11 protein-coding genes are annotated in these 13,034 nt (G+C 35.1%); 5 read left to right on the top strand and 6 right to left on the bottom strand.

Going from position 1 to position 13,034, the window contains the following annotated elements:
• The first annotated feature begins 5 nt into the window (after positions 1-5).
• Both FLA105534_RS06680 and rny read left to right on the top strand, forming a co-directional pair.
• A complete protein-coding gene (locus FLA105534_RS06680) occupies positions 6-299 on the top strand; it encodes a cell division protein ZapA (protein ID WP_012022231.1) in 294 nt (97 codons plus the stop codon).
• 209 nt (positions 300-508) lie between these two features.
• Entirely contained in the window at positions 509-2,071 is a 1,563-nt protein-coding gene (gene rny / locus FLA105534_RS06675) for a ribonuclease Y (protein WP_173965254.1), read from the top strand.
• A 70-nt stretch (positions 2,072-2,141) separates the two neighbouring features.
• Here rny and FLA105534_RS06670 read toward each other — a convergent pair whose 3' ends face one another.
• The 3 genes from FLA105534_RS06670 to FLA105534_RS06660 all read right to left on the bottom strand — a co-directional run bounded on the left by FLA105534_RS06670 (position 2,142) and on the right by FLA105534_RS06660 (position 5,375).
• Positions 2,142-3,662, bottom strand: a complete 1,521-nt coding sequence (locus FLA105534_RS06670; RefSeq protein ID WP_173965253.1) for a sensor histidine kinase — start codon at positions 3,660-3,662, stop codon at positions 2,142-2,144.
• A 151-nt stretch (positions 3,663-3,813) separates the two neighbouring features.
• Complete coding sequence (gene xerD / locus FLA105534_RS06665) at positions 3,814-4,710, bottom strand: site-specific tyrosine recombinase XerD (protein ID WP_173965268.1); 897 nt, start codon at positions 4,708-4,710, stop codon at positions 3,814-3,816.
• An 83-nt stretch (positions 4,711-4,793) separates the two neighbouring features.
• Positions 4,794-5,375: a porin family protein gene (locus FLA105534_RS06660; RefSeq protein ID WP_173965252.1), complete on the bottom strand. Its 582-nt coding sequence runs from the start codon at positions 5,373-5,375 to the stop codon at positions 4,794-4,796.
• Positions 5,376-5,798: 423 nt separating this feature from the next.
• On the opposite strand from FLA105534_RS06660, the gene FLA105534_RS06655 reads away from it, so the two are divergent.
• The 3 genes from FLA105534_RS06655 (at position 5,799) to FLA105534_RS06645 (ending at position 9,680) form a co-directional block, all read left to right on the top strand.
• Positions 5,799-6,359, top strand: coding sequence for a porin family protein (locus FLA105534_RS06655; protein ID WP_173965251.1), 561 nt, complete (start codon positions 5,799-5,801; stop codon positions 6,357-6,359).
• A gap of 171 nt (positions 6,360-6,530) precedes the next feature.
• Positions 6,531-6,944, top strand: coding sequence for a type II 3-dehydroquinate dehydratase (aroQ, locus tag FLA105534_RS06650; RefSeq protein ID WP_173965250.1), 414 nt, complete (start codon positions 6,531-6,533; stop codon positions 6,942-6,944).
• Between the two features lie 246 nt (positions 6,945-7,190).
• Positions 7,191-9,680: a DUF5686 and carboxypeptidase regulatory-like domain-containing protein gene (locus tag FLA105534_RS06645; protein WP_173965249.1), complete on the top strand. Its 2,490-nt coding sequence runs from the start codon at positions 7,191-7,193 to the stop codon at positions 9,678-9,680.
• Positions 9,681-9,872: 192 nt separating this feature from the next.
• Here FLA105534_RS06645 and FLA105534_RS06640 read toward each other — a convergent pair whose 3' ends face one another.
• The 3 genes from FLA105534_RS06640 to FLA105534_RS06630 form a co-directional block, all read right to left on the bottom strand.
• A complete protein-coding gene (locus tag FLA105534_RS06640; RefSeq protein WP_173965248.1) occupies positions 9,873-10,751 on the bottom strand; it encodes a cation diffusion facilitator family transporter in 879 nt (292 codons plus the stop codon).
• A gap of 47 nt (positions 10,752-10,798) precedes the next feature.
• On the bottom strand, positions 10,799-12,112 hold the full coding sequence (gene murA / locus FLA105534_RS06635; RefSeq protein WP_173965247.1) for a UDP-N-acetylglucosamine 1-carboxyvinyltransferase: 1,314 nt from the start codon (positions 12,110-12,112) through the stop codon (positions 10,799-10,801).
• Between the two features lie 197 nt (positions 12,113-12,309).
• Positions 12,310-13,032 carry a DUF4290 domain-containing protein gene (locus tag FLA105534_RS06630; RefSeq protein WP_173965246.1) on the bottom strand — a complete coding sequence of 241 codons (723 nt, stop codon included), beginning with the start codon at positions 13,030-13,032 and terminating at the stop codon, positions 12,310-12,312.
• Positions 13,033-13,034: the final 2 nt, after the last annotated feature.

Genomic DNA, 13,034 nt, shown 5'->3' with positions numbered 1-13,034 from the left:
ACGACATGGACGGAAAGCTTAGAATTAAAATATCAATTGCAGACAGAGTTTACCCTTTAACGGTAGAACCAGCTCAGGAAGAAGGACTTAGAAGTGCTTCTAAAAAAATTGATGCTATGATCAAGCAATTCGAAGAAAGTTACGCGGTTCGCGATAAACAGGATGTTCTGGCGATGTGTGCCCTGCAATTTGCATCACAAGTCGAACAAAAACAAATTGATAACGCAATCGATGGTGAAGAAACTATCGAAAGAATTAAAAGATTAAATTCGCTATTAGATCAATATCTCGAAAATTAAACGTTCTTTTACAACAACTAAGATACTGCCTACATTAGTTCACAATTGGTAAACTCAACACTAACAATTTAGAATGAGCAAATCGTCGCTACTATAGTATGCCATGCTTCGGCTTGGAAACTTGAACAGTGAGTTAGCTCAAAACTTGTCTTTACGAGTTTATTCAAGCAATTAATGTAGGCTTTTTTTATATATAAATTTTAACAAACATGGACATAATAACGATCATTATTTCAGGTATTATAGGAATTGCAGCAGGTTTTGCAATTGCTAAAATTATCGAAAAAAGCAATATTTCTAACCTCATTAAAAACGCAAAAAAAGAAGCAGCTTCCATTTTAAAAGATGCTAATTTAGAAGCTGAAAATATCAAAAAAGATAAAATCCTTCAGGCAAAAGAGCGTTTTATCGAACTAAAATCAGAGCATGAACAAGTTATTTTAGCAAGAGACAAAAAAGTAGCCGAGGTAGAAAAAAGAGTACGTGATAAAGAATCACAAGTTTCAAACGAACTTTCGAAGGCAAAAAAAGTAAACGACGATTTTGAATCTAAAACACAGGAATACAATAACAAAATTGAAGTTTTAGACAAAAAACAAACTGAAGTTGATAAATTACACAAAAGTCAATTGCAACAGCTTGAAGTAATTTCAGGACTTTCTGCTGAAGAAGCAAAAGAGCAATTAGTCGAAGGTTTAAAAGCTGAAGCTAAAAGCAAAGCAATGTCTCATATTCAGGACACGATCGAAGAGGCTAAACTTACTGCTCAGCAAGAAGCGAAGAAAATCATCATCAATACGATCCAGAGAGTTGGAACAGAGGAAGCAGTTGAAAATTGCGTTTCTGTTTTCAACATTGAATCTGACGACGTAAAAGGTAGAATCATTGGTCGTGAAGGTCGTAACATTAGAGCACTTGAAGCTGCAACAGGAGTTGAAATTATCGTTGACGATACACCGGAAGCAATCATCCTTTCTTGCTTTGATCCCGTTCGTAGAGAAATTGCCCGTTTATCATTACACAAATTAGTAACTGACGGACGTATTCACCCTGCAAGAATCGAAGAAGTAGTTGCTAAAACAGCCAAACAAATTGACGACGAAATTATCGAAGTTGGTAAACGTACTGTTATTGATTTAGGAATTCACGGTTTACACCCTGAACTTATCAAAGTGGTAGGTAGAATGAAATATCGTTCTTCTTACGGACAAAACTTATTACAGCACTCCAGAGAAGTTTCTAAACTTTGTGGTATCATGGCTGCCGAATTAGGCTTAAACGTAAAACTAGCTAAAAGAGCCGGTTTACTTCATGATATTGGTAAAGTTCCGGATACAGAAAGTGACTTACCTCACGCTTTATTAGGAATGCAGTGGGCTGAAAAATATGGTGAAAAAGAAGAAGTTTGTAACGCCATTGGAGCTCACCACGACGAGATTGAAATGAAATCATTACTTTCTCCTATTGTTCAGGTTTGTGATGCTATTTCGGGTGCAAGACCAGGTGCAAGACGTCAGGTTTTAGACTCTTATATTCAACGTCTAAAAGACCTTGAAGAAGTAGCTTACGGATTTAGCGGTGTAAAAAATGCATACGCAATTCAGGCCGGTAGAGAACTTCGTGTGATTGTAGAAAGCGAGAAAGTTTCTGATGATAATGCTGCAAATTTATCTTTCGAGATTTCGCAAAAAATCCAAACCGAAATGACTTACCCGGGTCAGGTAAAAGTTACTGTAATTAGAGAAACCAGAGCGGTTAATATCGCGAAGTAATCTTCTCACTATTTATAAAAAAGAAAGGCTATCAAATGATAGCCTTTCTTTTTTATACTAACTTAATATTTTAAATATCGTTAAAGATAATTTTAAAACTAGTTCCTACCCCTACTTTACTTTCTACCGAAATACTTCCCTTCATCGCCTCTATCTGATTTCTGGTAATATACAGACCAATTCCACGTGCTTCCTGATGTTTATGAAACGTTTTATACATCCCAAATAAAAGATCACCATAAACTGCCAAATCAATCCCTAAACCATTATCTGTAATTTTTAAGGATTTATAACCTTCCGGCTCAATTGAAAAATCAAAAACAACTACAGGATCCCTGTCCGGATGCGCATACTTTATCGCATTTGTTGTAAAATTCAAGAGAACACTTTCCAGATAAGCCGGATTAAAATTAATCGTCAGATACTTCGGAACATTGTTAACAATCGTAACTTTTGTTTGTTTATCATAGCCTTTAATAGTTGTAATCGTTTTCTCTATATATTCCGAAAGCCTCAAAGGCGCCACAGCGATATTGATATTGCTTTGTGTTTTTACAATCTGGGTTAAATTTGCGATCGTATCATTCAAATCATTTGAAACTGTTCGCAAATGTTCTAACATTTCGTTTATCGTTTGCTTATCCACATCTGCGTCAATAAAATCTAAAATAGATTTTATATTTCCGGCCTGAGTATTTAAATTATGCGAAACAATATGTGAAAAATTTACCAAGCGACTGTTTTGATCACTGTACAGTTTCATCGTTTTCAAGAGCTCTAATTCTTTCTCTTTTTGCAAAGAAACATCAGTATGTGTACCAATTACACGCAATGGCCTTCCGTTACCATCCCTTTCAATTACTTTTCCCCGATCTAAAATCCATTTATAATTACCACTTGAAGTCATTACCCGATGATAGTTTTCGTAATAGGGAATTTTATTATCGAAATGTTCTTGAATATCTGAATAATACTTTGGAAGATCTTCCGGATGCACAATCTTATCCCACCGTTCCGGATCATCAAAAATATCCGTCGATTCTAACTCCAGAATCTTTAAGGACAACGACGAATAGAAGACCGTATTAGTCACCATATCCCAATCCCAAATTCCAGCCGTAGAAGCCTCAAGAGCAAACTGAAAACGTTCTTCGGAAATACGCAGCTTTTCTTCTTTGTCCTTTAGTTCCGTAATATCCGAAACATGCCCGAAAAAACTAACTCGTCCGTCTGCAGACCGTTCGGTTTTGGCCGAAACCTTAAACCACCGCAATCCTTTTTTAGGCAAAAGGGCTCTAAATTCAACATTCCAAGGTTGCACTTCTTTACGCGATTTGACCAAAGATTGAAAAAAAAGATCACGATCCTGAAGAGAAATCCGATCGTAAATAACCAATTTTATATCATTGGTAAAATCTTCTACACTAAGCTCAAAAATATCATCAGCAGATTTGCTGACCAAAGGGAAAGAATACCTGTTATCGCTGTCGATAACAAATTGAAACAGTAGATCCGGCATCTCGGCAAGCAATTTTTTATAAAAATTATTTACCTCTAAGCAATTCTCATTTCCATATAAATCAAAAACCATATATCACTTATTTATGTAGATTGAAATATTAAAACAATGATCTCAATAGCAAGAGCAAAAAGCTAAAATTGACACTTTTAGACTCTAACTAACACAAAACTTTACACAATATATTACTTTTTGATTTAAAAATGACTTTCCGCTTCAAAAATTATTTCCTTGGATGAAAAGAAAACATCACTTCTTTCAGAAAACTCCTATCCAAATGCACATAAATTTCGGTAGTAGTAATAGATTCGTGCCCTAACATCAACTGGATCGATCTTAAGTCGGCACCATTTTCGAGTAAATGAGTTGCAAAAGAATGCCGCAAAGTATGCGGACTAATACTCTTATGCAGGTTGATTTTTACCGCAAGATCTTTTATAATGGTAAAAATCATGGCACGTGTAAGGTGATTGCCTCTCCTATTTAAAAACAAGGTATCCTCACAGCCTTTTTTTATTTTAAGATTCCCTCGAATCTCCTTCTGATAAATCTGTATGTATTTTTGAGTCACTTTTCCCACAGGAACAAAACGCTCTTTATTTCCTTTTCCGGTAATTTTCACAAAACCTTCATCAAAAAATAAATCTGAAATTTTTAACATAACCAGTTCGGAAACCCGAAGCCCACAGCCATATAAAGTTTCGAGCATAGCACGATTTCGTTCGCCTTCATTGGTACTTAGATCAATTGCCCCAATAAGAGTATCTATCTCCTCTACAGATAGTGTATCGGGCAATTTTCTTCCCGTTTTGGGAGTCTCAATCAATTCCATTGGACTGTCATTTCTATAATCTTCAAATACCAGATAATTAAAGAAGCTTTTTAGTCCCGAAATAATTCGCGCCTGCGAGCGTGGATTGACTTCTTTAGCGACCGCATAAATAAACTGCTGTACCGTTTCATCATCAATTTTAAGCGGAGAGATCTCTATACTATTCGTTTCCAAAAAAAGACACAGCCGTTCGATATCAAAACCATAGTTTTCGATAGTATTTTTAGACAAACCTCTCTCAATACGCAGATACGACTGATAATCTTTTATGTAACGGTCCCATTTCATATGTACAAAGTAAAACATTTTTAAGCATAAAAAAACCTTCCCGATTAAAGGAAGGTTTTCAAATATATTTTTTTTTGCAAAAACTAGAATTTGTAAGCCAAAGACAACGCAAGGTTACTATTTTTAGCACTGTCATAATAATCTCTTGAATTGTCGATATCTTTATCAGTAAGAGGAGATAAACCAATTGTATAACGAAGACCAACTGAAAGATTATCTGTAAAACTGTATCCGGCTCCTAAGTTAAAACCAAGATCTACTGATCTGGTAAAATCTTTAATGTCATTACCATCTAATTTAGCTGAAAGCAACACCCCTAGCTGCGGACCAGCTTCAACGTTAAACTTTTTATCAATGATATAATACTTAGCCAATACCGGAATATTCAAATAATTCAATTTAATATCGGAATCAGCCCCTGAAGGTACATCAACTTTAGTTCCCTGAGTAGAGAACAAAAGCTCTGGCTGAATAAAAAATCGCTGAACAACATGAATTTCTGCAAAACCTCCAACGTGAAAACCTATAAGAGATTTAGTATCTTCAACATCTCCTCCAACTACCGTTGAAATATTAAGGCCTCCTTTTACTCCAAATCTCGTTTGCTGAGCGTTAGTAAATCCAAACGCCATTACTGCTATAGCAGCCAAAATTATTCTTTTCATTACAATTTGTTTTTTGGGTTATTCGATATCAAATATAAAGATAACCTTATTAAAAACTCATTTTTATTATAGGAAATAAAACAGTACATACAATTTACCTCTCTTAAATTTGAAAATATATTATAATTTAGGAGATCTTTTCGCTGCATTCAAGTGCAGAATTTAAGTTTGAACATCATAATTAACTTACTAAATAAAATAGTCTTTATTTTTAATTTGAAATAAAAATCCGATTAAATTAAAGTTTCATAAGCAAAAACATATTATCAATAAACTTCTTAAATAGAGTTAATTACAGACTAAAAACCAATAAACATGGGAAATTTAGTAATTATTTAAACCAAAATATAAAACAATAAATTCCTAATTCTGTAGTTTTGACTATTAGATAACATTTAAAACATCAATTTTAAAAACACTTTTATGAAAAAAATAATCTTAGCAGCTGTCTTGTTCATCGCAACTTCAGCTACAATTCAGGCTCAATTGGTACAATTTGGAGTTAAAGCGGGGGTTAACTTTGCAAGTCAAACCGGAGACGCTGGTCTTAACGGAGTTGCATTTGACAAAGATGGTATTACAAGTTACCATGCTGGTGTAGTTGCCGAAATAAAACTACTTGATAAATTTGCTATTCAACCTGAGCTTTTATACTCGACACAAGGTGCAACTTATAAAAATGCAGTTAGTGAATTTAAAAACAAATTAGGCTACTTATCTATTCCAGTAATGGCTAAATTTTACCTAAATGATACTTTTAGTGTAGAAGTTGGGCCTCAGGCTTCGTTTTTATTAAGCGAGAAAAACAAGTTCGACGTTAAAGATGCTGAAACTTTTGAATTTGGTCTTAATGCAGGATTAGGAGTAAAACTTACTAAAAGCATCTTTGTTCAGGGTCGTTATGGTTTAGGATTAACAGAAGCGTCTAAAAATGCAGATGTTAAAAATTCAACTTTCCAAATCTCAGCCGGATTCTTATTCTAAAAAATATATCACATACTTTTACAAAAACCGTTCTATTAATTGGAACGGTTTTTTTATTTTTACAGCTATGCAATGGCAAAGATCAATGACATAGGCAAAAGTCAATAGCAATGAAAACACCAATTGCATATCACATTTCAAAATTTACATTTCACATATTACACTAAGCTCATGAAAATTGCCATCATCAACGGACCCAATTTGAATCTTTTAGGAAAAAGAGAACCGGAAGTTTACGGAAGTCAAACTTTTGAAGATTATTTTGAAACGTTGCAGGTCAAATTTCCAAACCTTGAACTTTCGTATTACCAAAGCAATATTGAAGGTGAATTGATTGGAAAAATCCAGGAATTCGGTTTTTCATTTGACGGGATTATCTTGAATGCCGGAGCTTACACTCACACGTCTATAGGATTGGGCGATGCGATGAAAGCTGTTACCACTCCGGTGATCGAAGTTCATATTTCTAATACTTACGCCCGTGAAAGTTTCAGACATCAATCCTATTTATCCGGAAATGCTAAAGGTGTTATCCTTGGTTTTGGACTAAAAAGTTACGAACTGGCGATTCAATCTTTTCTGTGAGATGTTAGATGTAAACTGTAAAATGTGAAATGTGTGATCTGAAATATTTTACCGTTTAAATTGTAAATCCAGGAGCATTGCACATTTGATAACGTTTTATGAATCAGAAATCGTCAATCAAAATTATACTGGTAAAATTAACCTGTTACTTACATTTTACAGCCAACATTTCACAACTTTTAATTTAACAAATTTTTAATATCCTCATTTTTAACTTATTCTATTTTTGTGAGAGAAACCACTTTCATGAAAAACTATACTCTACTTGCCTTTTTATTTTTTTCAATTTCAAACTTCGCCCAAATTAAGGGAACCGTAACCGATGAAAAAGGCAAACCTTTGCCTTTTGTTTCCATCTTTGAAGAAAACACCTATAGCGGAACAACTTCTAACGAACAAGGGAAATTTCAGCTTACCATAAAAGAACCCGGCAAAAACAAAATCGTTTTCCAGTATCTCGGGTATAGGACTCAAAAAATAACAATTCCAACTGATGCCAAAACAACACTTCCGGATGTAAAAATGTCTGAAGAAAGTTTTGCCTTAAACGAAGTAGTAATCGACCCAAAAAACAATCCTGCCAACACCATTATAAAAAGTGCCATTGCCAGCAAAAAAGACAACTCCGACAAAGTTATCCGATATACAGCCGATTTTTACTCCAAAGGGATGTTTAAGGTCAAAGATTTGCCCAAGAAAATTCTCGGACAAAAAGTAGATCTCGGTGATGATATGGCTTCCAATTTAGACTCGACAGGAACAGGGATTCTATATTTATCTGAAACCATATCTAAAGTTACTTTTGAAAAACCCAATAAGCTAAAAGAACGCATTGTCGCTTCTAAAATTTCAGGAAACAATAGAGGATACAGCTATAACACTGCTTCCCGATCGACTTATGATTTTTACGAAAACACTATAAGCTTCGATACTAAACTCATTTCTCCTATTGCAGACAATGCTTTCGCTTATTACAAATACAAACTTGAAGGCACTTTTTTCGATGACAACAAACAGCAGATTTATAAAATCAAGGTAATTCCAAAACGTGACAAAGAGCCTGTTTTTGAAGGCTACATTTACATAGTAGATGACAGCTTTGCCATTTATGCAATTGATCTGGACATCAAAGGCTATCGTATGAAAAACGAATTCACGGAGGTAATGAATCTAAAACAAAGTTTTAGCTACAATACGAAAAATAAAATCTGGATCAAAAATGCGCAAACCTTAGATTTCACAGCCAGTATTTTTGGCATTAAATTTTCCGGAAAATTTGCCTATGTATATTCCAATTATGAATTTCCTGCTTCGTTTGAAAAGAAAACATTCGGAAATGAAATTGTCTCATTCGAACTCAATGCAAACAAAAAAGATGATGCCTTCTGGAACAACATTCGTCCAATTCCCCTAACGATCGAAGAAAGCACTGATTATACAAAAAAAGACAGCCTGCTGGTTATTCGCAAATCTCAAAAATACATAGACTCAATTGATGCCAAAAACAACAAGTTTAAAGTATTGGATGTGTTGATGGGGTACGATTACAAAAACACCTTCAAACGACATTCTTTTGACTATAAAGGATTATTGAATCTGACTTCTTTAAGTTTTAATACGGTTCAGGGTTTTAATTTAGATTCTGGTTTTTCTTTTAAAAAGTGGAGTGAAGATGAAAGCAAAACGACTTCCATCAGTACCACTTTTAATTATGGTTTTTCAGAAGATCGCTTTAGAGTTATTGGAGAATTCAGTCATAAATTCAACAATATAAATTATGCTTTTATCAGAATTTCAGGAGGAACTAAAGTGGCACAATTCAATAGTGCCGAACCAATCAGCAAGCTGATCAATTCTGTGAGCTCATTGTTTTTTAAAGACAATTACATGAAACTGTACAATCTGGAGTTTGCACAGATTAACTATTCACAAAATATTCTGAATGGTGTCAATCTGAATGCAAACGTAGCTTACGAACAACGCAAACCACTTTTTAACACTACAGATTATACTTTCTTTAAAAAAGAGGACTTCTACTCGTCAAATAATCCACTGGCACCAAACGATTTTACGACTCCGGCATTTAGCCAACACCATTTGTTTAAAACTTCTTTAGGCGCCCGAATTAACTTTGGAAACAAATACATTTCAAGACCGGACGGAAGATATAATTTTAAAGACGACAAATTCCCAACCCTTTTCTTGTCTATTGAAAAAGCATTTGCCGCCAGTGAAAAGAAATATGAATTTGAAAAAATCGGAGCGGCCATATTCTACGATTTATCTTTGGGTAATAAAGGAGTATTAGGCATGAGTTTTAAAGCTGCAAAATTCTTTAACGCTGATAACATTTCATTTATCGATTACAAACATTTTAACGGAAACCAGACTCATATTGGAACCAGTGACCGTTATCTGAATGTTTTCAACCTAATGCCTTATTATACGAACAGTACTAATGACAGTTATTTTGAAATGCATCTGGAGCACAACGACAAAGGTTTTATCATGAATAAAATCCCGCTTTTGAATCTTTTAAAATCAACTATGAACATTGGTTTCCACTCTCTGGCCATACCGGATCGAAAACCATACACGGAGTTTACTGCCGGTTTAGACAATTTAGGATTTGGCAAGTTTAAGATCTTCCGACTAGATTATGTACATTCCTATCAGGGAGGCATCCAACAAAATGGAATTATTTTTGGATTGAAGATTTTGAATGCACTAGACTAGGTACAAAGTTGCAAAGATTCAGAGAGACAAAGATTTTGTGCAACTTTCTCAAAGATTGAAATAAAAAAAATCCGTTTACTCTTTAATCAAGAGTAAACGGATTTTTTCAATATGTATCAGTTCGAATGAAGTCAAGAACTTCACAAAGTATATACCTTTGCTCCTCTGAACCTTTGCAACTTTGAACCTTTTTTAACAATGATAATCATCCGGTTCAATATGAATCAGAACATTGCCTAATTGTGGGATTTTCTCTTTTAAGGTATCTTGCAGTTTGTGTGATAATTCGTGTCCTTCTCTCACCGAAATCTTAGCCGAAACAATAGCGTGAAGATCTACATGATATCGCATTCCTGCCTTACGAATAAAACATTTTTCGGTACCAAGAATACCAGGAACAGTTAAAGCCTTTACGCGGATTTCTTCGACTAAATCATCATTCAGATTTTCGTCCATAATCTCACCCAATGCTGGTCTGAAAATTTTGTAACTGTTGTATAAGATAAAAAAAGCAGCAAAAAGTGCCGCCCAGTCATCTGCTGATTCATACCCTTTCCCCATAATCAATGCGATCGAAATTCCACCAAATGCCGCAACAGAAGTAATTGCGTCACTGCGATGGTGCCAGGCATCTGCTGCCAATGAAGAGCTATTCGTCTGTTTACTTCGCTTCATCACCAAACGAAACGAGTATTCTTTCCATATAATAATAGCCCCCAGAACATAAAGCGTCCAGGACTTTGGCAAATCGTGGGGTGTCTGAATATTAGCGATACTTTCATACCCAATAATTGTGGCGGAAGTAATCAAAAAACCAACCACCAAAAACGTGATTAAAGGTTCTGCACGACCGTGTCCATAAGGATGGTTTTCGTCTGCCGGTTTATTCGAATACTTAATTCCGAACAGAACCAAAAATGACGAAAATATATCAGTTGTCGATTCGATTGCATCGGCAATTAGGGCATAAGAATTGCCAAAAAAACCTGCCAGCCCTTTTAAGATGGCTAAGCAGGTGTTTCCTATAATACTGAAATAAGTAGCTTTTACAGCTTTTTGTTCATCTGTCATCTAACGACATTTTTTTTGCAATGAATTAATTCATTGCAAATATTTCTTTACGCTCTAACGATTTTTGCTCCAATTGCTCTTAATCGCTCATCGATACGCTCATATCCACGATCAATTTGTTCTATATTTTGAATGGTGCTCGTTCCTTTCGCTGAAAGAGCCGCAATCAATAACGAAATCCCCGCACGAATATCAGGAGATGACATTGTTGTCGCTTTCAGTTGAGATTCGAAATTATGCCCCATAACCACCGCTCTGTGCGGGTCGCATAACATAATTTTTGCTCCCATATCAATTAATTTGTCAACGAAAAACAAACGGCTTTCAAACATTTTCTGGTGAATTAAAACGTCGCCTTTTGCCTGTGTTGCCACAACCAGAACGATACTCAATAAATCAGGAGTAAATCCTGGCCAAGGTGCATCGGCAATTGTTAAAATAGAACCATCAATGTCTGTTTTTACTTCGTACCCATCTTTATGAGCAGGAATGTAGATATCATCATTGCGTTTTTCAATAGTAATACCCAGTTTTCTAAAGGTGTTTGGAATTAAACCTAAATTTTCCCAGCTTACATTTTTGATTGTAATTTCGCTTTTGGTCATAGCAGCAAGACCAATCCAGGAACCGATTTCAATCATATCCGGAAGAATTCTGTGCTCGCATCCACCAAGGCTTTCAACACCTTCGATAGTCAATAAATTCGACCCTACTCCGGTAATTTTAGCTCCCATAGAGTTCAGCATTTTACACAATTGCTGTAAGTAAGGCTCACAGGCAGCGTTGTAAACAGTAGTTTTTCCTTTAGCCAAAACAGCAGCCATAACAATATTTGCCGTTCCGGTTACCGATGCTTCATCCAGTAACATATCTGTTCCGGTAAGACCTTCTGCCGGAGACTCAACTCCATAAAAATGATCTTCTCTGTTGTATCTGAATTTTGCACCAAGATTAATAAACCCTTCAAAGTGAGTATCTAATCTGCGACGTCCAATTTTATCCCCTCCTGGTTTTGGAATATACCCTTTACCGAAACGAGCTAAAAGTGGCCCAACAATCATAATAGAACCACGAAGCGCCCCACCTTCTTTTTTGAAAGCCTCTGTTTCTAAATATCCAACATTAACTTCATCTGCCTGAAACGTAATCGAACCCGGCTCATTTCGTTGAATTTTAACTCCTAAATTACCTAGTAAAGTGATTAGTTTATTAATGTCAATAATATCGGGAATATTATTAATTCTCACCTTATCTCCTGTTAGAAGCACGGCACATAAAATTTGTAATGCCTCGTTTTTTGCTCCTTGCGGAGTGATTTCTCCTTTTAAAGGAATTCCTCCTTCGATTTTAAAAATTCCCATATTTCTTTTTTAGGTTCTGAGTTACTGAGGTACTAAGGTTCTAAGTTTTTCTTTAAAAAAGACTTAGCAACTTAGCTTCTTAGATACTTAGCAACTTTTTATTTTATTTTTAGATTCTGAGTTACTGAGGTTCTGAGGTTCTAAGATTTTTTTGAGAGAAAAAAACTTAGCTCCTTAGAACCTTAGCCCCCTTTCTTTTACTTCTGATTATTATTTTTCTGAAAAGGCTTAGCTTTCCCCGGACCTTTGTTGTTTTTATTACTTTGGATTTTTGGCTGTCCTGCCGGTGTGATTTTATTAGACATACGTTTATTGGTACGCAATAAATCCGTTGTATTTAAAAGCTCTTCTGAACTTTGCAATAAATTGATTTTACCTCCTGACAACTCATACAGATGCTCAAAAATCACATCATCTTTAACGGTATCTTTGTTCCAGCTTAAATAAGACTTTTTCATGTGATTGGCAATTACCAATACCAATGCATTTTTCATCTCGCCATCCTCCCATTTATTAGCAACATCTATCATATATTTGATATTATTACCATAAAATCTGTATTTTGGAAAATTCTGTGGATACTGCAAAACATCAGGTTTCAACTGCAGGACATCGCGAGACGGAATTGGGTATGGCGAATCAACATTCAATTTAAAATCAGACATAATAAAAAGCTGATCCCATAACTTGTGTTGAAAATCCGGTACATCACGCAAGTGCGGATTCAGACTTCCCATTACCTGAATAATGTATTTTGCCGCTTTATTACGCGTTTCAGCATCTTCAATTGCGGTAGCCTGATCTATCAGTTTTTGCAAATGACGACCGTATTCTGGAATGATTAATCGTTGTCTTTCAGAATTGTATTCTAAGTTAAAAACAACATCATTCGCGACTTCTTTTCTATATTTTTCGTTCATAA

The organism is Flavobacterium collinsii (genome assembly GCF_902804485.1).
Lineage (GTDB): Bacteria > Bacteroidota > Bacteroidia > Flavobacteriales > Flavobacteriaceae > Flavobacterium > Flavobacterium collinsii.
This window is presented reverse-complemented; position numbering and strand designations above follow the sequence as displayed.